The 24,034-nt window shown below is 54.9% G+C and carries 18 protein-coding genes; 16 read left to right on the top strand and 2 right to left on the bottom strand.

What is annotated here, in order from left to right:
- Positions 1-4 precede the first annotated feature (4 nt).
- The 14 genes from uppS to AB8B76_RS07160 all read left to right on the top strand — a co-directional run bounded on the left by uppS (position 5) and on the right by AB8B76_RS07160 (position 17,135).
- Positions 5-793 (top strand): polyprenyl diphosphate synthase, encoded by a 789-nt coding sequence (gene uppS / locus AB8B76_RS07095; RefSeq protein WP_405271321.1) that lies wholly within the window; start codon positions 5-7, stop codon positions 791-793.
- On the top strand, positions 786-1,622 hold the full coding sequence (locus tag AB8B76_RS07100) for a phosphatidate cytidylyltransferase (RefSeq protein ID WP_405271322.1): 837 nt from the start codon (positions 786-788) through the stop codon (positions 1,620-1,622). The genes uppS and AB8B76_RS07100 overlap by 8 nt, the downstream gene beginning before the upstream one ends.
- The gene (gene ispC / locus AB8B76_RS07105) at positions 1,622-2,857 is read left to right on the top strand and encodes a 1-deoxy-D-xylulose-5-phosphate reductoisomerase (protein ID WP_405271323.1); all 1,236 of its coding nucleotides are present in this window, start codon (positions 1,622-1,624) and stop codon (positions 2,855-2,857) included. The genes AB8B76_RS07100 and ispC overlap by 1 nt, the downstream gene beginning before the upstream one ends.
- Positions 2,857-4,215 (top strand): RIP metalloprotease RseP, encoded by a 1,359-nt coding sequence (gene rseP / locus AB8B76_RS07110; RefSeq protein ID WP_405271359.1) that lies wholly within the window; start codon positions 2,857-2,859, stop codon positions 4,213-4,215. Before ispC ends, rseP begins: the two co-directional genes overlap by 1 nt.
- Before the next feature lie 189 nt (positions 4,216-4,404).
- On the top strand, positions 4,405-7,005 hold the full coding sequence (gene bamA / locus AB8B76_RS07115; protein WP_405271360.1) for an outer membrane protein assembly factor BamA: 2,601 nt from the start codon (positions 4,405-4,407) through the stop codon (positions 7,003-7,005).
- 42 nt (positions 7,006-7,047) lie between these two features.
- The gene (locus AB8B76_RS07120; RefSeq protein WP_405271324.1) at positions 7,048-7,569 is read left to right on the top strand and encodes an OmpH family outer membrane protein; all 522 of its coding nucleotides are present in this window, start codon (positions 7,048-7,050) and stop codon (positions 7,567-7,569) included.
- Positions 7,570-7,578: 9 nt separating this feature from the next.
- Positions 7,579-8,622: a UDP-3-O-(3-hydroxymyristoyl)glucosamine N-acyltransferase gene (gene lpxD, locus AB8B76_RS07125; protein WP_405271325.1), complete on the top strand. Its 1,044-nt coding sequence runs from the start codon at positions 7,579-7,581 to the stop codon at positions 8,620-8,622.
- A gap of 47 nt (positions 8,623-8,669) precedes the next feature.
- Positions 8,670-9,104: a 3-hydroxyacyl-ACP dehydratase FabZ gene (fabZ, locus tag AB8B76_RS07130; RefSeq protein ID WP_405271361.1), complete on the top strand. Its 435-nt coding sequence runs from the start codon at positions 8,670-8,672 to the stop codon at positions 9,102-9,104.
- A complete protein-coding gene (gene lpxA / locus AB8B76_RS07135) occupies positions 9,101-9,871 on the top strand; it encodes an acyl-ACP--UDP-N-acetylglucosamine O-acyltransferase (protein ID WP_405271326.1) in 771 nt (256 codons plus the stop codon). Before fabZ ends, lpxA begins: the two co-directional genes overlap by 4 nt.
- Entirely contained in the window at positions 9,843-11,063 is a 1,221-nt protein-coding gene (lpxB, locus tag AB8B76_RS07140; RefSeq protein ID WP_405271327.1) for a lipid-A-disaccharide synthase, read from the top strand. The genes lpxA and lpxB overlap by 29 nt, the downstream gene beginning before the upstream one ends.
- Positions 11,063-11,677 carry a ribonuclease HII gene (gene rnhB, locus AB8B76_RS07145; RefSeq protein ID WP_405271328.1) on the top strand — a complete coding sequence of 205 codons (615 nt, stop codon included), beginning with the start codon at positions 11,063-11,065 and terminating at the stop codon, positions 11,675-11,677. The genes lpxB and rnhB overlap by 1 nt, the downstream gene beginning before the upstream one ends.
- Before the next feature lie 3 nt (positions 11,678-11,680).
- Positions 11,681-15,187 (top strand): DNA polymerase III subunit alpha, encoded by a 3,507-nt coding sequence (gene dnaE, locus AB8B76_RS07150; protein ID WP_405271329.1) that lies wholly within the window; start codon positions 11,681-11,683, stop codon positions 15,185-15,187.
- On the top strand, positions 15,184-15,501 hold the full coding sequence (locus tag AB8B76_RS07155) for a DUF1244 domain-containing protein (RefSeq protein ID WP_405271330.1): 318 nt from the start codon (positions 15,184-15,186) through the stop codon (positions 15,499-15,501). The genes dnaE and AB8B76_RS07155 overlap by 4 nt, the downstream gene beginning before the upstream one ends.
- Positions 15,502-15,602: 101 nt before the next feature.
- A complete protein-coding gene (locus tag AB8B76_RS07160; protein WP_405271332.1) occupies positions 15,603-17,135 on the top strand; it encodes an arylsulfatase in 1,533 nt (510 codons plus the stop codon).
- A 64-nt stretch (positions 17,136-17,199) separates the two neighbouring features.
- On the opposite strand, the gene AB8B76_RS07165 is transcribed toward AB8B76_RS07160, so the two are convergent.
- Both AB8B76_RS07165 and AB8B76_RS07170 read right to left on the bottom strand, forming a co-directional pair.
- Positions 17,200-20,331: an efflux RND transporter permease subunit gene (locus AB8B76_RS07165; RefSeq protein WP_405271333.1), complete on the bottom strand. Its 3,132-nt coding sequence runs from the start codon at positions 20,329-20,331 to the stop codon at positions 17,200-17,202.
- A 2-nt stretch (positions 20,332-20,333) separates the two neighbouring features.
- Positions 20,334-21,512, bottom strand: coding sequence for an efflux RND transporter periplasmic adaptor subunit (locus AB8B76_RS07170; protein ID WP_405271334.1), 1,179 nt, complete (start codon positions 21,510-21,512; stop codon positions 20,334-20,336).
- A 423-nt stretch (positions 21,513-21,935) separates the two neighbouring features.
- Between AB8B76_RS07170 and AB8B76_RS07175 the strand changes: the two genes are divergently transcribed.
- Positions 21,936-23,135 (top strand): CaiB/BaiF CoA transferase family protein, encoded by a 1,200-nt coding sequence (locus AB8B76_RS07175; RefSeq protein WP_405271335.1) that lies wholly within the window; start codon positions 21,936-21,938, stop codon positions 23,133-23,135.
- Positions 23,132-24,031 carry a hydroxymethylglutaryl-CoA lyase gene (locus AB8B76_RS07180; RefSeq protein WP_405271336.1) on the top strand — a complete coding sequence of 300 codons (900 nt, stop codon included), beginning with the start codon at positions 23,132-23,134 and terminating at the stop codon, positions 24,029-24,031. Before AB8B76_RS07175 ends, AB8B76_RS07180 begins: the two co-directional genes overlap by 4 nt.
- Positions 24,032-24,034: the final 3 nt, after the last annotated feature.

The following is a 24,034-nucleotide window of genomic DNA, read 5'->3' on the forward strand; positions in this document are numbered from 1 at the left end:
TCCTATGGGATCAAAGAGCGGAACAAGTGAGCCCGGTTCGAGGTCGTCTGATGTCCAGACCCCTCGGCACGTTGCCATTATCATGGACGGCAATAATCGCTGGGCTCGTAAGCGCTCCCTTCCCGGCGTGGCGGGGCATCGCGCTGGGGTAGAGGCTGTGCGCGGTGTCATGCGTGCTTGCCGTGAGCACGGCATCGAAGTGCTTACGCTCTTTGCGTTTAGCTCAGAGAATTGGTCCAGACCCCTACCCGAAGTGCGTTCTCTTCTGGCGCTGTTCTCCCGGTACCTGCGTACCGAGGTGAAACAGCTACACGAGGATAACGTTCGCCTGTGCTTTATTGGTAAGCGCAATCGCTTTAGTGCCGGCTTGCAGCGACTGATCAATCACGCGGAAACCGTGACTGCGAACAATACAGCGGCGACGGTGGTTATTGCCGTGGACTACGGCGGTCAGTGGGATATTGCCCAGGCGGCCCAAACTCTGGCCGAGCGCTGTCAGCGGGGCGAGATCCAGCCCAGCGACATCACTGAAGAGTTGATGCAAAGCACCCTGTCTCTTGGTGATTTTCCGAGCCCGGATTTGTGCATTCGTACCGGCGGTGATGCGAGAATCAGCAATTTTCTTCTCTGGGATTTCGCTTACAGCGAGTTTTACTTTACCCCGGTACTTTGGCCTGACTTTGGGGAGTTGGAGTTTGCGCGGGCTCTGGCAGATTACGGTAAACGCGAACGCCGCTTTGGTGGCCGCGGCGAGCCCGATGGCATTGTTTCCGGCGGGTCCCTAGATGCTTAAACAGCGGGTTCTGACCGCAATACCAATGGCAGGCCTATTCTTAGCTGGGGCTTACTGGTTGCCCGTTCCTGCCTTGGCGATCATCTTCCTGGTCATTATTGCCTTGGGTGCCTGGGAATGGGCGCCCATGGCTGGATTAACAAAGCTCCGATCAAAAATCCTTTACGTGACCCTCGTTGTTGCCTGTGCCGGTGCGCTTTATCGCTATGCGGGTGACGGGCAGAATTTTAGCCGCGAGCTCGTTCAGCCAATTTTGGGATTGACCTGTCTATGGTGGTGCTTTGCGCTACTTTGGGTGAAGTCTTTCCCTGCAAGCTCCGGACTATGGGATAGCCGTCTCGGGCGCTCATTTATGGGTGTTTTGATTCTGGTTCCTGCGTGGTTCGCGGCAATTTATCTGCTCAAGCTTGAGCCACGCAGCGCAGTCATGGTCGCGCTGGTGCTGGTAGTGGCTACGGCAGACATCGGGGCTTACTTCACGGGCAAGGCTTTTGGTCGCCACGCACTGTCACCTCAAGTCAGTCCAGGCAAAACCTGGGAAGGTTTTTGGGGTGGGGTCCTCGCTGTTGCTGTTTTGGCGGTGGTGATCTGGAGCTTGCTGCCTGAGCGTTTGGATCACCTGAGCCTGGTCGCGACCGTGGTGGTCGTTCTAACGACAGCCTTTTCCTCGGTGCTGGGCGACTTAACCGTGAGTATGGTCAAGCGTGTTGGCGGTGTAAAAGACTCCAGCAGCATGCTCCCCGGCCATGGTGGGCTGCTGGATCGACTGGATAGCCTTTGCGCCGCAACGCCGACGTTCGCTCTGGGCCTTGTGATGGTTGGCTTTTGATGGCGTCATCGCAGATTCAGAAAGTGGCGGTGCTGGGGTCTAGCGGCTCCATAGGTGTGAACACTCTTGACGTTCTTGCGCGGCACCCGGATAGGTACGAAGTTTTTGCCCTTGCGGCCCGGAGCTCGGTCGATACGCTCTACGAACAATGCCAACAGTTTCGACCCCGTTATGCGGTACTGACTGATGATGAATCTGCGGCAGTTCTCGCAAAGCGAATCGCCGCGGATACAGAGCTGCATACCGAGGTGCTTGCTGGCAGTACAGCACTTGAAGAAGTTTCATCCCATAGCGACGTCGACATTGTGATGGCCGCGATCGTTGGGTCTGCGGGTATGGCCTCCGCGATGGCTGCTGCGCGAGCCGGCAAGCGTCTGCTCCTTGCGAATAAAGAGGCTCTGGTTACTGCGGGCAGCCTGTTGATGGGCGCCGTGGAGCAAAGTGGCGCCGTGCTGCTGCCCGTTGATTCTGAGCACAATGCAATATTTCAATGTTTGCCCGTCGACGATAGGGCTCGGCCTCAGTTGGCAGGCGTTTCGGGACTCATTCTTACCGCGTCGGGTGGGCCCTTTCGCGGCAAGACTCGCGAGTTTCTGGCGCAAGTCACGCCAGCGCAGGCCTGTGCGCATCCCAATTGGGATATGGGTCGCAAGATATCTGTCGACTCTGCCAGTTTAATGAACAAGGGCCTTGAGCTAGCAGAGGCTTGTTGGTTGTTCGATGTGCCTGAGCATCAGGTAGAGGTGGTGGTGCACCCCCAGAGCATTGTTCATTCCCTCGTGCGCTACGAAGACGGGTCGGTCCTGGCGCAGCTGGGCGAGCCGGATATGCGTACGCCCATCGCCTGCTGCCTGGCGTGGCCAGAACGCGTGGATGGTGGCGTGAAAGCCCTGGACCTAATAGACGCGGCGAGACTTGATTTTGAGCCCCCGGATATGGAGGCCTTCCCCTGTTTGCGGGTGGCTCGGGAGTGTATTGCTAGTGGTGGTAGCGCTATGGCGGTTTGCAATGCGGCGAATGAAGTTGCGGTGGCTGCCTTCCTTGATGGCCAGATTGGCTTTGTTGATATCCCCAGCGTTATCCAGGAATCTCTCGCCGGTTTGCCGTTGATTGAACCTGAGAGCCTTGCCGAGGTCGAAGAGGTTGATCGGCAGGCGCGGGCCTTCGCTCGACAGTATGTAAATAATCAGTTGCAACCGGGCGCGGCAGTTCGCGCAGGAGCAGTACAGCGTTGATTGATATTCTCTACAGCATTGGCATCACCCTCGCGACACTGGCTGTGCTAGTGGCGGTACACGAGTTTGGGCACTTCTGGGTGGCCCGGCGCTGTGGCGTAAAGGTTCTGCGTTTTTCCATCGGCTTTGGCAAGCCGCTACTGCGCTGGAAAGACTCCCTGGATACTGAATACGCCGTTGCTGCGATTCCCTTGGGTGGCTACGTCAAAATGCTCGACGAGCGTGAGGGTGACGTTGACCCTGCAGAACAACACTTAGCCTTCAATCGTAAGCCCGTGTTGTCACGCATAGCGGTGGTAGTGGCGGGTCCTCTGGCTAACTTTCTGTTGGCGATTGTTGCTTACTGGTTCCTTTTCATGGCGGGTGAGAGCGGCTACGCCCCGGTCATCGGCGAGGTCGACACAGGTTCTGTAGCCGAGGTGGCGGGACTTGAGGCAGGTCAGGAGATTGTTGCCATAGATGGGCGAGAGACGCCCACGTGGCAGGCTGTCTCCTTTCGCTTGCTGGAACGTATCGGCGATACGGGATCTATCCGGTTTTCTGTGCGTTATCCGGGGTCCGATGTCATTTATGACTCCCAAGGCCAGCTGGATCGCTGGCTAGCGGGCGATGAAGAACCAGATCTGCTGGACGGGCTTGGGCTGACGCTCTACATGCCTCCCGTGGTGCCATTGCTGGATGAAGTTATGTCGGATAGTCCGGCTGAGCGGGCTGGCTTGCTGCCGGGAGACAGGATTTTGTCGACCGATGGCGTGGCTATGGAGTTGTGGGAAGACTGGGTGGACTACGTTCGATCCCGGCCAGGCGAGAGCATGGAAGTGCTTCTTGAGCGCGATGGCGCGCAACTTAACGTCACGCTGATACCGGAAGAAACGACAACGGACTCTGGCGAAGTGATTGGTCGCGTCGGTGTAGGCGTTGTGCTTCCCGAGATGCCTGAGAGCCAGCGTCGGGAATTCCATCGAGGCCCCTTGGAGGCCTTGGGCGCAGGAGCTCAGCGGACCGGAGAAATGGTCAGTTTCACGGTCAATTCCATGGTCAAAATGGTGCAGGGTTTAATCTCTCCGAAAAACTTGAGTGGCCCCATCACCATTGCTAAAGTGGCGACCACTTCAGCCAAGTCCGGTCTGGAGTCTTACATCGGTTTTCTTGCGCTGCTCAGTGTTAGCCTCGGCGTTCTTAATCTCCTGCCCATACCAGTGTTGGATGGTGGCCATTTGCTGTACTACAGCATTGAATTAGTGGCGGGTAAGCCGGTGCCGGAGCGCGTGCAAATGGTGGGATACCAGATAGGCCTGTTGATGGTGGTAAGTCTGATGGTGTTCGCGCTTTATAACGATTTTTCGCGCCTGTCCTAGTGCGCACGGGGAGCTTAGCTGAGCGTTCACGCGCATGGCAGATACAAATTGACGATGGAAACTAACAACACCGTGGTGTCGCTATTCGGTAAAGCATCTCTCCCGGGCACTCTGGCATGCGTTTGCGTGCAGTTTCGCGGGTCTATGAGACGTCGCTTGCTTATTCTGCTGGCCTGGGGGATTGCTGCCATGGGGTCCACAGCTGTGACGGCGCAGCAGCCCCCTGCCGCAGAGTCCGGCGCGCCCACAGCTGTCACCTCGGCGTTCGTAGTATCAGACATTCGTGTTGAAGGGCTCCAGCGTATAGCGGCGGGCTCGGTGTTCGCGTCTATGCCCATCGGCGTGGGTGATACCGCAGACAGTGCCTCCATTCGAAGAGCGGCTCGTTCGCTCTTTGCCACGGGTAACTTTGACGATATTCGCATTGGTCGAGACGGCAGCGTATTAGTTGTGGTGGTCGCAGAGCGGCCCAGCATCAGCGAAATCACCATCGATGGTAACAAGGCGATTGAAACAGAAGCCTTGCTGGAAGGACTGAAGGGCGCGGGCCTGTCCGTCGGTCAGGTGTTTCAGCGTTCTACGCTTGAGGGTATGCAGCTCGAGCTTCAGCGCCAGTACGTTATCCAGGGCCGCTACGATGCCGCCATTGATGCTGAAGTGATTCCAGAGCCAAGGAATCGTGTTGCCATCAACATCGATGTCGACGAAGGCACGGTTGCCGCGATAAAACACGTAAACGTCGTGGGCAACAAAGTTTATAGCGACGATGATTTGAAAGATCTTTTTGAACTCAAGACCACCGGGTTGCTCTCCTTTTTCACTAACGACGACAAGTATTCGCGGGAAAAGCTTACGGGCGATCTCGAAAAACTCACCTCCTATTACATGGACCGCGGCTACTTGCAGTTCGCCATCGATTCTACGCAGGTGTCTGTTTCGCCCAGCAAGGAAGAGGTTTACATCACGGCTAACGTGAGTGAGGGCGAGAAGTTCACCATCAGCGAAGTCGATTTGTCCGGTGATCTTGTGCTCCCCGAGGCTGACCTTCGCCGTTTCGTGCTGGTGAGAGATGGGCAGACCTTCTCTCAACAGCTGGTAACTTCAACGGAAGATTATCTGACGCGCCGTCTCGGGAATGAAGGCTACAACTTCGCTAAGGTGACGGGCATCCCCGAAATGAACGAGGACGACAACACCGTCGCGATCAAGTTTTTCGTGGATCCGGGTAAACGCACTTATGTGCGACGCATCAGTTTTAAAGGCAACACCCGAACAGCCGATAGTGTGCTGCGCCGGGAAATGCGCCAAATGGAAAGCGCCCCTGCGTCCGCAGCAGCGATTGAGCAATCACGGATTCGACTCCAGCGTTTGGGCTTCTTCAGTAAAGCCGAAGTCGAAACCCCTGAAGTTCCCGGACATGATGACCTCATCGATGTCGAGTTCTCTGTAGAGGAGCAAACTTCGGGCAGTATCGGTGCCAGCCTCGGTTTTGCTCAGCAAGCGGGCCTTATTCTCAGCCTGAACCTGCAGCAGAATAACTTTCTGGGTACCGGCAAACGCGTCGGCATCAACTTGTCCTCTTCGCAGTTTCAGGACCTTTACAACTTCAGCTACACCAATCCTTACTTTACGGAGGACGGGGTTAGTCGCGGATTTAACGTTTTCTTCAGGTCTACGGATCTTGCCGAAGTGAACGTAGCTAGTTACACGACCGATACCTGGGGCGGGGCGATCAACTTTGGTTACCCCATCAAAGAAACAGCGCGTCTTGGCTTCAGCTTCGGTTTGTCAAAGACGGATATTACAGCCGGTCGTTTTGCGGTGCAGGAGATCAAAGCTAGTCCACGTCTTTTACAGGGCGTAGATAGTTTCTACGAGAGCACCAGATTGGCTGACGGCAGCTTTGCTGCCCCGGAAGTTATTCAGCCTCTGGAAGACCTACCCTTAAGTGCACTAACTATCCCACCAGAGCTGGGATTCCTTGATGAGAACGGTGATTCCTACTTGAATTGGACGGTCACCAGCAGCTGGAGTCAGTCGACTTTAAACCGTGGGCAAATGGCAACACGCGGATCGGCGCAGTCCGTGGCTCTTGAGGTTTCCATGCCCGGGTCAGATTTGGAGTTTTACAAGCTTACCTACCGTGGCGAGGTGTTCTACCCGATAAAGAATGACTGGATCCTGCACTTTCGCTCTGAACTTGGCTACGGTGATGGCTACGGCAAAACTACAGAACTGCCGTTTTATGAGCATTTCTTCGCCGGAGGCTTTGGTTCTGTTCGCGGCTTCGAAGTGAATACTCTGGGCCCCCGAAGTACTCCGCCAAGCATCTACACGGTAGATCAGCCGACCACCGGTATCGACGAGAACGGTAACCCCACTGAGATTGGTGGCCCCGATGGCCGGCAGTTTGGTTATCAGCTGAATCCGGAGAGTGGCAAGCTGGACTTTGAGACATTTCAGCAGCAGCGACGAGCCGCGCCCTTTGGAGGCAACGTGCTGGTCGAGGGTAGCGCAGAATTACTGTTCCCGTTGCCCTTCCTGAAGGATCGCAGCCGTGTAAGATCAGCGTTCTTCATTGACGTGGGTAATGTTTTTAATAATCGCTGCGGTATTAATCAGCCGAATTGTTTTGATTTTGATGCCGAAGAGTTGCGTTATTCTGCGGGTGTGGGTGTGACGTGGTTGAGTGGTTTTGGCCCGCTTACTTTCGCTATTGCCAAACCTCTGAATGCATCAGAGATCGATCGTGAAGAAGTGTTCCAGTTTACGCTGGGGCAAAGTTTCTAATTTTTTCGTGTTTTAGTTTTTTTTCTCCAAGGAGTAATTGTTGTGATCAAGAAGTTTTTAGCCGTTGTTGCCCTGGGTGTTGCCATGCTGCCCATGGGCGCGTTCGCCCAGGGTAAAGTTGCTGTGGTCGACGTTCAGGCAGCCATTCTGCAGTCCGACGCCGCACAGCAGCGTCTCGAAAATGTACGCGGTGAAGAGGGCTACAAGGCGGACAAAGAAGAGTTTGACCGCCTTCGGGAAGAGTTAGACAAGTTGGTGCGAGAGTTTCAGAAAGATGCGGCGGTGATGAGCCAAGAGCAGCAGGTTGCGGCGCGAAAGCGTTTGGCGAGCAAGCAGGCAGATCTCGAGCACGTGGGCGGCAAGCTTCAGCAAGCAGAGCAGGCTACGGGCCAAGCTCTCCTGCAAGAGATGTCTCCCATGGTTCAGGAAGTGTTGAGTGAGCTGATCACAACAGAAGGTATTGGCTTGTTGCTTCAGCGTACCTCTGTTATCCACGCGGACCCCGGATACAGCATCACAGCGAAGGTGACGGACAAGCTCAACCAACTGTCCGCGGCCAACTAAGCTTTTTCCATGGTAATCCTCGGTGACTTGGTAGCACGTTTAGGGTGTGAACCGGGTTCCGCTGATTTAGCGATTGAGCTTGATGGTATTGCCCCCCTCGGACGGGCAGGTCCGCGGGATTTGGCTTTTGTCTCCGAGGCGCGTTATCTAGACGCCCTGGGAGGCTGCCAGGCGGGGTGCGTGATACTCAAGCCCGAATGGCAAGACAGATGTCCCGTCCCCAGCATCTGTATGGACGACCCGTACCTTGCTTATGCAAAAGTGTCGGGCTTGTTCGAGTCCTTGGAACCACCGGCCGCTGGTGTACACCCCAGTGCGGTCATCGATCCTACAGCAACTGTCCCCGATTCAGTCAGTATTGGACCGGGCGCGTTTGTCGACGCGGGTGCTGTCTTGGGAGAGGGCGTGACACTGGGGCATGGAGCATCGGTAGGACGCGGTGCTCAGTTGGGAAAAAACTGCAGACTATGGCCCGGGGTAGTGATCTACCACGATGTAATCCTCGGCGACGACTGCGTTGTGCACGCTAATAGCGTTGTTGGAGCCGATGGCTTTGGTTTTGCCAAACGCGCGGATGGCTGGGAGAAAATCAGCCAACTCGGCAGTGTGCGTATCGGAAATCGAGTTGATATTGGTGCCAGTGTAACCATTGACCGAGGAGCTTTAGACGATACATTGGTCGAAGATGACGTGATCATCGACGATCAGGTGCATATCGCCCACAACTGTGTCATCGGCCGCCGCACGGCGATAGCGGGATGTGTGGGGATGGCTGGCAGCACGGAAATCGGCGAGGATTGTACATTTGCCGGACAGGTCGGAGTATCCGGTCATCTCAAGATTTGCGACAATGTGCACTTCTCTGGGCAAGCCAGAGTCATAAAAAATATTGATGAGCCTGGCAGTTATTCATCCGGGACACCGCTGGAACCAACAAAGCAGTGGCGGAAGAATGCAGTGCGCTTTGGTCAGCTCGACGCCCTCCAGAGGCGAATAGTAAAGCTGGAAGCCAAGCTGGCTGCGCTAGACGAGGCAGTTAGCGACGACGATTAACGGGTAAGCCTAATAGAGGAATGACGGCCTTGAACAACAACTGTCTGATGGACATATCGGAGATCCGCGAACACCTTCCTCACCGCTACCCTTTTCTGTTAGTAGACCGCGTTGTGGAGCTAGTTCCCGGTGAGTCGATTCTAGCTTACAAAAATCTCAGTATTAATGAGCCGTTTTTTGATGGACATTTCCCAGGTAATCCTGTGTTTCCTGGTGTTTTACTGCTCGAGGCTATGGCTCAAGCTGCAGGTATTCTAGGCTTTAAAACCATGGAGAAGACGCCTGCAGATGGCTCGATCTACATGTTTGTAGGCGCCGATAACCTTCGCTTCAAGCGTCCTTGTGTTCCCGGAGACTGCGTGCATTTACATGCCCAGATAGTGGGTGAGAAGCGCGGCATCTGGAAGTTCGACGTACAGTCCACGGTAGAGGGGCAGCGCTGCGCCTCTGCCACGATTCTTTGTGCTGACCGTCCCGCATGATTCATCCGCAGGCTATCGTTGAGCCTGGGGCGAAAGTCGCCGACGGAGTCTCTATTGGTCCTTGGTCTTACATCGGCGCGGAGGTGGAAATCGATCGCGACTGCGTGATTGAGCCCCATGTCGTTATTAAGGGCCCCACCCGCATCGGCGCGGGTAGTCACATTTACCAGTTTGCATCCGTGGGAGAGGCGACGCCGGATCTTAAGTACCGGGATGAACCTACGCGACTCACCATTGGTGAACGGAACACGATCCGCGAAGGGGTGACCATTCATAGAGGCACCGTTCAGGATCGCGGCGAAACCATTATCGGCAACGACAACTTGATCATGGCCTATGCGCATATTGGCCACGATAGCGTCATTGGCAACCACACGATTTTAGTGAATAACGTCGCGTTGGCGGGGCATGTCTTTGTTGACGATTGGGCGATTCTTAGCGGTTACACCCTCGTCCATCAGTTTTGTCGTATAGGTCAGCACAGCTTTAGTGGGATGCAGACAGCAATCGGTAAAGATGTTCCTGCTTATGTCACTGTCTCCGGGTCCCCTGCCGAAGCAAAGACTATTAATACCGAAGGGTTACGGCGGCGCGGATTTTCCGACTCTGCTGTTAGCCAACTGCGCAGGGCGTTCAAGATTTTGTATCGTCAAAATCTCACCCTGGATATTGCTATTCAACGACTCGAGACGATGTTGAGTGACACACCCGAGGTGAAGGTTCTCATCGACTCTATTCGTGCCTCGGAACGCGGCATCGTTCGCTGACGCTCTGAACGGTTTTAACTCAGATTCAGATCATAACTCAGGTGCCAGCCTGCGGATTGCTATGGTGGCGGGGGAAAGCTCCGGCGATCTGTTAGGTAGTCGCGTGATTCGTTCTTTGAGAGCCCAGTTTCCCGATCGAAAGTTGAAGTTAGAGGGGATTGGCGGTGCTGCGATGCAGGGGGAGGGCTTTGACAGCCTGTACCCCATGGAACGCCTGGCAGTTATGGGTTTAATAGAGCCGCTGGGGCGATTGCCAGAATTGCTGCGCATTCGTCGGGACTTGTACAGGCGTTGGGACGAATCACCGCCCGCTTTCTTTTTAGGCATTGATGCTCCGGATTTTAATCTTGCACTGGCGCGACGATTGCGAAAAGGCGGCCTGCGTACCGCGCAACTGGTAAGCCCTACGGTATGGGCTTGGAGGCAGGGTCGTGTCGCTACCGTTGCACGATCAGTGGATAGCCTGCTGTGTCTCTTTCCCTTCGAACCGCCTTTTTACGATGAGGTATCTCTCTCTACCACGTTTGTGGGTCACCCCTTGGCCGCGGAGCTTCGGCAGGTGCCGACACGAGAGTCGGTACGGCAGAAGCTCGGTATCGACGCTGACGCACCGGTGGTGGCACTACTTCCGGGAAGCCGCGGTAGCGAAGTCGCGCAGCTAGGTCAGAGTTTTATCGAAGCGGGTCGCATGCTTCGTACCAGGGATCCTCGTCGCCAACTCATCATGCCTGCGGCGAGCTCGGAGCGTTTACAGCAGTGCAGAGAGCTGTTGCGGGGGGCGTCGGCTGAGTCCGAAATTCGACTTATCGAAGGCCAATCCCGGGACGCCATGATTGCAGCAGATGTAGTTGTATTGGCCTCGGGTACAGCCACCCTTGAGGCCATGCTTTTACAGAGGCCCATGGTCATTGGCTATCGTGTCGCTAGAATGTCTTGGGCGCTCATGTCTCGACTCGCCGTAACGAAATTTGTTGGCCTTCCCAATATTCTTGCTGGAGGCCCTGTAGTGCCCGAATTACTTCAGGATGCGTTGTCGCCCTCAGCACTCGCACTGGAAGCGGAGATCCTTCTGGCGCACGGTGAGGATCAAGTGAAGGCCTTGCAACCATCAATTGCCGCTATGGAGCGAGACTTTGACGCTGCGCTGGGCCCGGCTCTGGAAGCTTTGCTTGCGCTGGAGAGAGCTCACTAGTGGCTTTGGATGACTGGGAACAAGCGATTGCCAAGCTGCCTCACGATGCCTGCATCGTCGGTGTCGATGAAGTGGGCCGCGGGCCCTTGGCAGGAGATGTGGTGGCCGCCGCCGCAGTGCTGGATAGGAACGATCCCATTGATGGTCTGGCTGACTCAAAGAAGCTCACAGCAAAGCGTAGAGAGCTCCTGTCAGAACAATTACACCTTCGGGCAAAGGCCGTGGCATTGGGGCGGGCTTCTCCCGAGGAGATTGATGAGCTGAACATACTCCAAGCCAGTCTTCTAGCAATGTGGCGAGCGGTGGACGCCTTGGGGGTGAACCCTGATCTGGTGCTGGTCGATGGCAGGCAGCTACCCCGTTGGAACTACCGCAGCATCGCAGTGATTAAGGGCGACTCGAGAGTTCAGCAGATAGCGGCTGCGTCTATTGTTGCGAAAGTGGAGCGTGACAGATACATGTGTGAGCAACACCAGCGATGGCCTATGTACGGCTTTGATGCCCACAAGGGTTATCCCACCGCTGCACACTTATCCGCCTTAAAAACCCATGGGGTGAGTCCCTTGCATCGTCGCAGCTTCGCGCCGGTGCGCGCAATTATTGGAGGACATTGACGCTTGTCAGATTTTGTTCATTTACGGGTACACAGTGAATATTCGCTGAGCGACGGTCTCGTCCGTATAAAGCCGCTGGCGGCACGAGTTGCGGATTTGGGAATGCCTGCTGTGGCAGTCACCGACGTCTGCAATTTTTACGGTCTTATCAAGTTTCATAAAGCGGCGGTGGGCGCGGGGATTAAGCCCATTTTTGGGGCGGATGTCTGGGTCACGGAGTCCCTCAAAGGCGATGAAGCCCACCCTCTGAGCTTATTGATCATGAACTCCGCGGGTTATCTGAATCTTACTCGGCTGCTATCCAGGGCTTATAGAGAGGGACAGACCCACGAAGGTCCGCGCGTATTGTGGGAGTGGTTGGAAGAGGGCGCCGATGGGCTACTTGCGCTGTCCTGCGGGGCAGCGGGCGAAGTTGGCCAGGCTTTGGTGAACGATAAGCCTGAACTTGCGAAGGAGCGTTTGGAGCGATGCCTTACAGTGTTTCCCGATCGTTTTTATCTGGAGTTACATCGTACCGGTAGGGTCGGCGACGAAGAGCATGTGCATGCGGCCTTGGCAATTGCAGCGCAATACAATTGTCCGGTAGTCGCTACCAACGACGTTCGATTCATTGATGCGAGTGAATTCGAGGCTCACGAGGCTCGAGTGTGCATCGCCGAAAGTCGGGTGTTGGATGATCCGCGCCGACAGCGGCGATACAGCGAAGAGCAATACCTGCGAACCGCGCAGGAAATGCAGGACTTGTTCGAAGACGTTCCTGAGGCCCTAGAGAACACGGTAGCCATCGCAAGACGCTGCTCTATGGAGATAGAGCTTGGTCGCGTTTGTTTGCCGGAGTATCCGGTGCCCGAAGGCATGACCATGGATACCTTCTTCCGGGAGCTTGCCCATCGCGGGCTCGATGAACGGATGGTGACGCTGCAAATTAGCCAACGTGAGAATTCACAGCAGCTCGAGAAGGATTACCGGGACCGCCTGGATTTTGAGTTGGACACCATTATTGATATGGGGTTTCCCGGTTACTTTTTGATTGTGATGGACTTCATTCGCTGGGCGAAGGAGCGGGGTATTCCTGTGGGGCCGGGGAGAGGATCAGGTGCGGGATCGCTGGTCGCCTACTCATTATCAATTACAGACCTTGATCCTATGGAGTACGAATTGCTCTTCGAGCGATTCCTTAATCCTGAACGCGTGTCGATGCCGGACTTCGATGTGGATTTTTGCATGGAGCGTCGAGACGAGGTTATTGACTACGTTGCCGAGACCTATGGTCGTGAGGCTGTGTCACAGATTATTACCTTCGGTACTCTCGCTGCGAAGGCGGTGGTACGTGATGTTGCGCGTGTGCAGGGCAAGTCTTACGGCCTCGGTGATCGCCTGTCCAAGATGATTCCCTTTGAGGTGGGAATGACTCTGGAAAAAGCGCTGGAGCAGGAGGACAGTCTTCAGCAGTTCCTCCGCGACGACGGCGAAGCGCAGGAAATCTGGGACATGGCTGTGCAGCTGGAGGGTGTGACTCGAAACGTCGGTAAGCACGCCGGAGGTGTTGTCATAGCACCCTCGGAACTCACTGATTTTTCTGCGCTGTACTGTGACGGTGAGGGCGCGGGTCTCGTTACTCAGTTCGATAAGAATGACGTCGAAGACGCGGGCTTGGTGAAGTTCGACTTTTTGGGCCTACGTACCCTGACGATCATCGACTGGGCTCAGGGGATGATCAACGAGATACGCGCGCGTAGCGACGAGTCGCCCCTGGATATCAATCACATACCTTTAGACGATGCGGCCTCTTTTGATTTGCTGCGCTCAGCGGAAACTACCGCGGTGTTTCAGCTGGAATCCCGAGGCATGAAGGAGCTGATTGCGCGACTTCGCCCCGATTGCTTTGAAGACATCATTGCCCTTGTGGCGCTCTACCGTCCGGGGCCACTGCAGTCCGGTATGGTCGACAATTTTATCGATCGAAAGCACGGCCGCGAGAAGGTGTCTTATCCCGATGCTGACTATCAGCATGAGCTTCTTAAGCCCGTTCTTGAGCCCACCTACGGCATTATTCTGTACCAGGAACAGGTAATGCAGATAGCCCAGATTCTGGCCGGATACACCCTGGGAGGCGCCGATTTGTTACGCCGGGCCATGGGTAAGAAAAAGCCCGAAGAAATGGCCAAGCAGCGTTCGGTGTTTGCCGCGGGCGCAGCTGATAAAGGCGTAAATGCTGATCTGGCGACCAAGCTTTTTGACCTCGTAGAGAAGTTTGCGGGTTACGGTTTTAACAAGTCGCACTCTGCAGCCTACGCGCTAGTCTCCTATCAAACCGCTTGGTTGAAGAGTCACTACCCTGCAGCTTTCATGGCGGCGGTGATGAGCTCTGAGCTGGACAACACCGATAAGATTGTCGTGTTCATTGAGGAATGCCGTCGCATGGGTCTGTCGGTTCGACTTCCGGATGTGAACGAAGGTCGATACATGTTCACTGTGAGTGAGGCGGGCGAAATTGTCTATGGTTTGGGTGCCATCAAAGGTCTTGGCGAGGGCCCCGTGTCTGGATTGCTGGAAAGCCGTGAGACTCACGGGCCCTTCTCGGACCTCTTTGATTTTTGTGCGCGCACCGACCCGCGAAAACTCAATCGCAAAGCATTGGAGGCCCTGGTTCGTAGTGGTGCATTCGATTCCTTGGGAACGGATCGCTGGGTTCTTCTGGGGGGTATCGATGATGCGCTCCGTGCAGCAGAGCAGAACGCGGCGAATCGTGACGCCGGTATGATTGATCTATTCGGTGAGACGGTGCAGGCAAGTCAGGAGCAGGGGGACCCCTACGCCGAGCTGCGACATATCAGGCCCTGGACCGACCGGGAGCGTCTGCAGGGTGAGCGAGATACCCTTGGGCTCTACGTAACCGGGCATCCAATTGATAGCTGCGAAGACGAAATCCGGCGCTTTGCGCCCCAGCGCCTTGCTGACTTACGCCCCGACAGTCGCGGGAATTGCCGTGTTGCAGGGCTCATACTCAGTATGCGAGCCATGAAGAGCGCCCGTGGTGCCATGGCAATCTTTGTGCTGGATGACCGCAGTGCACGACTGGAAGCGACGGCATATTCTGAGGTGTACCAACAGTATCGTGAGCTATTGGTCAAAGATCAGATCGTGATTGCCGAGGGACGTCTCTCTCAGGATGATCGCAGCGGTGCTACGGTAATGCGCGTATCAGCACTCCATAGTCTGGCGGAGGAGCGTGCGCGTCTAGCCTCGGGCCTGACGATTCATGTGGAAGCTGCAGAGGTAAATGATCGTTTCCGGGAATTTCTCCGGGAGCTTTTGTCCACCGCTCCGGGTGAGTGCCCGGTGCGCCTTAGATACCATCAGGGTCGTCAGAGTGCTTCTTTAATGCTCGGCCAACAGTGGCGGGTTTCTCCCAGTGAAGAGTTGCTGGAAGAATTGCGCCGTGAACTTGGAGGGGATAGGGTTAAGCTCGCTTTTGACCAACAAATTACAGCAGGAGAGCGGCATTGAACGATCAAGAACACTCGCGACGCAGCGACGAAGATAGCCTTGGCACTGAAATTGAGGCGGCGGTTTTTCGGCGACTGCTGGAACACCTGGATAGCAATAAGCAGGTTCAGAACATTGAGCTGATGAATCTCGCCAATTTTTGCAGGAACTGCCTTTCCAAATGGTATGTGGCGGCGGCCGAAGACCGAGGTCTAAGCGTTGACTACGAAGCGGCTCGAGAGAGGGTATACGGCATGCCTTATTCTCAATGGAAGAGTCAGCACCAGACAGAGGCGACACCAGAGCAGTTGGCACAGTTTCAAGCGCAACAGTAAAGGCTCCATCGATTCACCAAACAATTCACCAAACAATTTAACAAAAAGGGCGACTGCTAACATGAGCGGTCAAACACACTAATAAAAACAGGAGAGCTAACATGGGTATTTCTATGCGGATTCGCAGCCTCGTTGGAGCGATGACGTTTGCGAGCGTCGCGCTGACGAGTCATGCGGCACAGGAACCAAATATTCTTGTCATTTGGGGTGACGATATCGGCATCACCAATATCAGCGCTTATGGCGATGGGATCATGGGTTATCGGACGCCCAATATCGATCGCATCGCGGATGAAGGCGTTCGTTTTACGGATTATTACGGTGACCAGAGCTGCACCGCGGGTCGATCCAGCTTCATCACGGGACAGTCGCCCCTGAGAACCGGTTTGTCGAAAGTCGGTCAGCCCGGCGCTGATCTAGGTCTCCAGGACCGTGACATCACTATTGCTGAAGTACTCAAGACCAAAGGCTATGCCACGGGCCAGTTTGGCAAGAATCACCTCGGTGATAAGGATGGCTTTTTGCCAACCAATCACGGTTTTGACGAGTTCTACGGCAATCTTTACCACCTCCACGCCGAAGAAGAGCCCGAGGATGAAGATTATCCGCAGCAGGATTGGTTCCAGCAGCGCTTTAGCCCGCGCGGCGTTATCCACTCCTACGCTGACGGACGGATTGAGGATACTGGTCCCCTCACGCGCAAGCGTATGGAGACCGCTGATGAGGAGTTTGTAGAGGCCGCAAGCGCCTTTATCGACAAAAGTGTGGCAGACAACAAGCCATTTTTTGTCTGGGTAAACACCACGGGTATGCATTTCAGGACCCATCGTGCGGACAAGCATAAAGGGAAGTCAGGCCAGGGTTTCTACAATGACGTCATGGTCGCCCACGATGAGTTGGTAGGCTCTCTGCTTGATCAATTAGATAGCCTTGGTGTCTCAGAGAACACGATTGTTTTTTACTCCACGGACAATGGTGTGCACTACAACACCTGGCCGGACGCGGGAATTACGCCATTTCGTAGCGAGAAAAACTCCAATTGGGAAGGCGCCTACCGTGTTCCAGCTATGGTGCGCTGGCCGGCAAAAATACCTTCAGGTCAGGTCTCTACCGAGATTATGTCGCATTTGGACTGGATGCCCACCCTGGCAGCAGCGGCTGGAGAAACAAGCCTCAAACAGCAGCTTCTTGAGGGAAGACGCGTGGGTGACAAGAGCGCCACACTGCACTTGGATGGCTATAACTTCTTACCGTATCTCACAGGAGAGACGGAGCAAGGGCCTCGCAAGAGCTTTGTTTACATCAATGATATCGGCGCGCCGGTTGCCGTACGCTTTGGTGATTGGAAGTCTGTATACGCCGAGAATCGCGCAAAGACTCTGGCGCTTTGGGCGGAGCCTTTCGTGACTTTAAGATTGCCGAAGCTCTTTCATCTTCGTCGTGATCCCTTCGAGCGGGCGGATCACAACTCAAATACCTATTGGGATTGGTATGTTGATAAGGCAGCGCAGATGTACATGGGAGGCGCTGTGATGCAGCAGTTCTTGATGACTTTTGAGAAGTATCCACCCAGCCAGCGTCCTGACTCATGGTCCATCGATAAGTTAACGGACGCCTATCTTAAATTTGAGTAGAGCGAGCTTTTTCGGGATCAAAAAAAACCGCGTGTTACAACGCGGTTTTTTTATTGCTTGGGATCTAAGAGGGTTTGTCGGTCGCGGGACTTGGTGATCCTCCTGGCCAGAAGCGCTGACGAGCGACCGCTGCGGCCTTTGCCACGTCCTCACCAATGAGGTAAAGCGAAGGTACCAGTAGAAGGGTGACAAACAGCGCAAACAAAACCCCAAAGGAAAGTGATAGCACGGCGGGCTTCAAGAACTGCGCGTTGGTGCTGCGCTCCGCCATGATGGGTATCAGTCCTACAAAGGTTGTGACCGTGGTCAGGAGTATGGGCCTGAAGCGGTTTACGCCCGCTTGAATTACAGCATCCAGGGTACCTTTCCCCTGTTCGCGCAAACGCCCAATGTAGTCCACTAAAACGAGGTTATCGTTCACCACGACGCCCGCCGCCGCGCCAATGCCAAAATAGGAAAACAGGGCGAGGGGAGTCGCAAAGATTAAGTGCCCAAATATTGCGCCCATGAAGCCGAAGGGTATAGCCGTCATAATCAGCAGAGGTAGCCAGTATGAGCGGAAGGCAATGGCGATCAGAGCATACATAGCGAACAAGGCTATAGAGTAGAGCGCCGCGATCTCGCCAATAAACTGATCCTCCTCCTCCTGGGCGCCGCCTTTGAGGATGACTAATCCAGGGTATTCATTCTGTAGATCAGTGAGATGGGTTTCTTCGATATCCCGTTTAATGTCGCTGATCAAGTCCTGCTCGAGATCGGCCCGAACGTAGACTACTCGGTTCCCGTCCCGGCGTTGTATGCGCTGAACGCCACCTTGCAATTCCACGTCTGCTATAGCAAACAATGGAACTTCGCGGCCATCAGCAGTGCGTACTCGGAAGTTGTTGAGACTCGAGAGGGTTTGTCGCGCCTCCGTGGGGTAGCGCACCATAACCTTTACATCGCCATTGGCTCTGGGGAGACGCTGTACCTCTTCTCCAAAGTAGGCCTGGCGTACCTGACGAGAAACATCTGCCAGTCGAATGCCGAGGGTCTCTGCGCCGGGCTTAAGGCTCAAAACGATTTCATCGGTTTCACCCTGTTGGCTGTCCCGCACATCCAGAACGCCGTTGTAGCTGCCGATCTTTGCCTGTAATTCTTTTGAGGCAGCGGTGAGTGCATCGCCGTCACGATGCCTGAGCAGATAGGTTATATCAGCGTCATTGTCATTGAGTGTGTAATTGACCTGTATTTCATCGGCATCGGGTATATCGCCCACCAGCGTCCGCAGCCGCTCAGCGGTCTCGCGGGCCGACAGATCACGCACTTCGGGTGGAGCCAGCTTTACTATCGCAATGACACTGTCGCGACGAGACCGCGTATACCAGCCTTCGATAAGTTGCCCTGTTCCTTCACCGGTGGTTCGCGCCGCTTCGTCCACTTCTTCTACAAGCGTGCGTTCGGCTTCCTGTAGCTGATCAAGCACACCGAGCGCACGATCATAGGAAGTGCCAGGGGGAAGTTTCACGTCTACAACAATCTGGGAACTCTCCACCTGCGGCATGAAGTAGAACTTCACCCATCCAGTATTAAATAGACCGATAGCAATCAGGAATGCGCCCAAAAATGCGCTGGCAGTGAGATAGCGACGCTCCACCGCCCAGCGAAGAATGGGTTGATAAACACGCGACGCGAATCCAGAAATACTGTGCTCAATCTTCTGTTGACGCAGCGCCAGTCCCGTTAAGTTCTTCCGATGACTGAGGTCTCGAAGGTGAGACGGGAGAATCAGAAAGGCTTCGATGAGAGAAATTGTCAGGGCCGCGGTAATAACAATCGATAGCTGGCGGGTTACCTGCGCCGCTTCCCCCGAAACAAAGAGCCACGGGGCGAACGCAATCATCGTGGTGAGTACCGCAAAAATCACGGGCCGTGATACGGCAAACGCTCCTTGAATGGCCGCCTCGCTGCCGCCACCCATCTCATGGGCATGATGGTGAATGCTCTCTCCGACGACGATGGCGTCATCCACCACAATGCCCAGTACCAACAAGAATGCGAAGGTCGACATGATGTTCAGCGAGACGTCGTTGACGGGAAGTATGGAAAAGGTGCCCACGAAGGCAACGCCGATACCGGCGGTAACCCAAAGGGCGACGCGAGGACGCAAAGTTAAAATGAGTACAAGGAAAACCAGGGCGAGTCCGAGATACGATGACTTGCCGATAAGCTCCATACGCTCGCTGTAGATGTCCGCAGTATCGAACCACATAGACAGCTCTATGCCTTCAGGCAGGCTTGCGCGACGCTCTTCCATCCAGGCATGAACGGCTTCGCTGGCTTTGACGACCTGCATGTTGTCTGTGCTCTGAACCTGCAAAAGCACTGCAGGTTGGCCATTCATCGTCGCGAGAATTTCGTTGTCTTCAAAGCCATCGATAACACGGGCGACATCGCCAACCCGGATGGTGCCGCCGTCAGCGCTCTGGCGAATGATAATCTGTGAAAAGTCTTGTTCTGTGTCGGCAAGATTACGGGCACGAATCTGTACATCACCGGTCGCTGTGCGCACCTGTCCGGAGGACAAGTTAATGGAGCTGGCTCTAATCGCGTCGGCTACTTCTGCGAACGACAATGCGTATTGTCGAAGGCTGGCCTCCGAGAGCTCTACTGTGACTTCTTCGCGTCGCGTTCCAAACAATTCAATGGTAGATACCCAGGGTAGTGTGGCGACCTCGCGTCGGAGATCTTCGGAGAGACGGGTCAGCTCTCGTTCACTCACATCGCCGTGCACCGCGACGCGGAGCATTTCTTGTTTGAACTGGCTGCGGCGCACCCGTGGGTTTTCGATGTCCCGGGGTAGGGAGGTGACAGAGTCTACGGCGTTTTTCACATCGTTGAGGAAACCGTTTATGTCGACGCCGGGGAAGGTGGAAACGGTGATCTCGGCCATGCTCTCCACTGCTGTGGAGTAAATATGATTGATCTGATCGAGATCTTTGAGGCGATCCTCAATGCGTGAAATGATCTGTTCTTCAACTTCTTGTGGCGCGGCACCCGGCCAAACCACCTCAATGTTTGCTTGATAGGGCTTAACCTGCGGGAACGCCTCGCGCTCCATTGAGATAAAGCCCATGATGCCCGCAAGTACGATTCCCACCATAAGTAGGTTGGCAGCAACGGGGTTATGTACCCACCAGGAAATAAGCCTCTCCATGATCAGTCTTCCCGCGCTGCGAACTGGCGTTCATCGATGGTCGATAGCGCCATACCGGAAATTGGATTGCGCAGAGCGGATACGATGAGCCGTTCACCGGGTCTCAGGCCGCTGCTTATGACTGCATGCTCGGCGCCGGTGTGGGCGACTTCCGCAGTGCGTATGTCCAGTAGTCCACTGGAGTCCACAACAAATAGCTGGTTGCCGGGTCGTAAGCCTTTGCTGGGAATGCGCACGGTGTTCTCAAGGCGGCGTCCAGTGACCTGTGCTTCTACAAAGAGTCCTACGGCCATAGGCATGCCGTCTTCAGAGCGTCCAAGACCGTAAGGGTCTTTTACTTCAGCAGTGGCGTAGATCAATCGCGTACTGGGGTCGACTGCGGCATCAATGCGGACCAGCTCCCCAGTCCAATGTTGCGTCTTGCCAGCAACCTCGGCAGAGAAATCAACTGTTGGCGCTGTGCCGGCTTCTGCGGCGTAACCAATGGGTAAGCCGAGGGCAGCGAGTTGACGGTTGTTTAAGGGTAATCGAATCTGTACGCGATCAGTGGAGAAGACCTCCGCCAGGGTTGTGCCCATGGAGATCACTTCGCCGATGTGCACACTTGTAAGTGCTACACGGCCCTCGAAGGGAAGGCGAATGTTGGTGCGCTCAAGATTTAGCTGCGCCAGCTCGAGAGCTGCCAGTGCAGCTTCGCGTCGCGCCTCGGCTTCAGCAATCTGGGGCTTCTTCAGCGACAAATTTGATGCGTTGGGTACATCGCGTAACTGCTTGCGTGCGACGTCTGCGTCCGCCAGCGCCTGTTGAACGGATAGCTCCGCAGCGGCCACTGCTGCTTGAGCTTCCCGCAGGGCTACGCGGTAGTCGCTGTCGTCAATCTTCATCAGTACGGTGCTGGAATCAAAGCGGCCGCCCTCTACATACTCGGGGGATACTGAGACGATGCGCCCGCCTACCTGAGCGGTGAGGTTGATCATGGTGCGAGCTCGAACCTCGCCCTGAGTCTGCACATCAAGGATTGCATCGCTGCTTTCTGCCAGGTGCGTATAGACCGTGACCGGACGGGGCGGTGCTTCGTCGGTCTGTGGCTCCGGGGCAGTAGCTTTGAGGAGCATGACGACCCCAACCGCGATGCCAAGTACCAGTACGGGACCGCTAAATTTCAGCAGTTTTGCCCTCATTTATTTCCCCTGATTCAGTGATGTAGTCAACTAGCCCAGTATCTTGTGATCAAGCGCTGGCTACAACGCAGTTTGTCGCCGGACTCCGTCAGTTTGTCGCATTGTTGTGTGACATCTTGCAGTGGCTTTTTACTTCAAAATGAAATATTTTTTCAGTATGAATTATTAATCATCGAACTAGTCGAACTATGCCACATCAGTCCCGGTGCACTATCTCTGTTAATTTATTGATTTGTATAGGGAAAAAAAATTTCTAGGGGTTTGGATCGATGTTGGACTAATTCTTGCCAACTACCTTGTCATTGTTCCAGCTTGCCCTTGGGAAGGCGGAATGATCTGACACTGCCCTTGAGTTCGGCGCGTAAATCCAAAGCGGCTTCGCGCGCAGTCTTGGGGCATCAAGACAATAAGAGGATTGACCGTATGGCAAAACCCCTTCGCGGTGTGAGAGTTCTGGATCTCACCCATATGCTCTCCGGCCCTTACGGCGCGATGATCCTCGCCGACCTCGGTGCGGAAACCATCAAGGTCGAGCCGCTAAAGGGTGAAGGTACGCGCAAATTACTCGCGAGTGACCCCAAGAACTCACTCAACGGGCAGGGCGCGTACTTTGTGACCCTAAACCGTAACAAGCAAAGCGTCGCACTGGATCTTAAGTCAGACGCCGGTCTGGAGGTCTTCTATGATCTCGTACGTAACAGCGACATTGTCGTGGAAAATTTTAGTGCCGGTGTCGCTGGCAAGTTACGTATCGACTTCGATCATCTGTCGAAAGTAAATCCCAAGATCATCACCTGCTCTATTTCCGGGTTTGGCTCCGGTGGTCCTAATTACCAAAGACCTGCATTCGATCAGGTTGTTCAGGCTATTGGCGGTGGCATGTCCATAACGGGTCATGATGCTGCGCAGCCTACTCGTGCTGGCATTCCCATCGGTGATCTTGGCGGGGGCATGTTCGGAGTCATGGGAGTTCTCGCTGCGCTTTACGAAAGAGGGCAAAGTGGTCTCGGTCAGCACGTAGATATCTCTATGCTCGACTGTCAGATTTCAATGCTCAACTACATGGCGACTATGCATTTTCTTTCCGGGGAAGTTCCCCACCCCATTGGTAACAGTCATTTTGTTCATGTGCCCTACAACAGTTATCCCACAGCGACCGGGCACATCATTATCGCTGTGATCTTTGACAGCTTTTGGGACAACTTGATGGACGTTATCGACGAGCCTGCATTTCGTGAAGAGAAATATCGCACCCAGCCTGCGCGCCTTGCAGATAAGGAGTTTATTGATCGCCGCTTGGGCGAAATCCTCAGCACCCAAAGTTCCGAGTATTGGCTGGAAAAATTGACCGAGAAGCGAATTCCCTGCGCTCGAGTGAATACGCTGGACGAGGCCCTCGCGGACGAACAGGTGTTGTCTCGCAACATGGTCGTCGAGCTTACACACCCCGAAGGTGGTAGCACCCGGGGGCCGGGAAACCCCATCAAACTCTCACGTACTGATGAGGAGAGTTTTACGTCGGCGCCCTTGTTGGGGCAGCACACCGATACTGTGCTGCGGGATCTACTGGGCTATAGCGATGACCAGCTTGAGACCTTAAGAGGTGTAGGAGCAGTAGCGTGAGCGATTCGATCATTATTAATGAAGTAGGTCCTCGAGACGGACTGCAGAGTCAGGATGGCTCTCTCAGCCTCGAGCAGCGCTTTGCGTTCGTAGAGGCCATATTGGCAGCGGGCGTCAGGCATGTGGAGATGGGCAGCTTTGTCTCCCCAAAGGCGGTGCCACAAATGGCGGGCACCGGCGATCTTGCTCGGCGTCTTGGGCGCCGTGATGGCGTAGAGCTAAGTGCCCTGGTGCCTAATATGAAGGGCTATGAGCTAGCTAGCGATGCCGGCGTAGAAACCATGGCGGTTGTTGTTTCCTCCACCGAAACAATGAATCAGAAGAACATCAATCTGAGCATGGACGAGACCATGGACGTTGCTCGAGCGGTGATCGAGCGTGGCAGCGCCGAAGGAAAGCGTGTGCAGGCTTACCTGGCAGTAGCATTCGAGTGTCCGTTTGAAGGGGCCGTAGATCCAGGGTACGTGCGAGCCTTGGCGGCCCAGCTGCTGGATGCGGGTGCTTCCGAGTTGGTCATTGCCGACACGATTGGTGCTGCGAATCCCGCGCAGGTGAAACAGCTGATGACCGCCCTCGCGAAAGAGCATGAGTCTGAGCGCCTAGCCTGTCACTTTCATGACACTCGAGCCCTTGGCCTTGCCAATATTTACGCCGCGCTTGAGAGCGGGGTGCGACGCTTCGACTCTTCCATTGGCGGTCTCGGTGGCTGTCCCTTTGCCCCTGGTGCAAAGGGCAATGTCGCTACGGAAGACGTTGTCATGCTTTGTGAGCAAATGGGTTGCGAAACGGATATTGAAATGCCGGCTTTGCTTCAAGCGGTTGATCTTGTAAGTGAGATGCTGGGGCGACCCCAGGGTGGAAGAGCGCATTACTGGTTGAGTCGTAACGCGGCTTAAAAC

This window comes from Congregibacter sp. (genome assembly GCF_045107095.1).
Classification (GTDB): Bacteria; Pseudomonadota; Gammaproteobacteria; order Pseudomonadales; family Halieaceae; genus Congregibacter.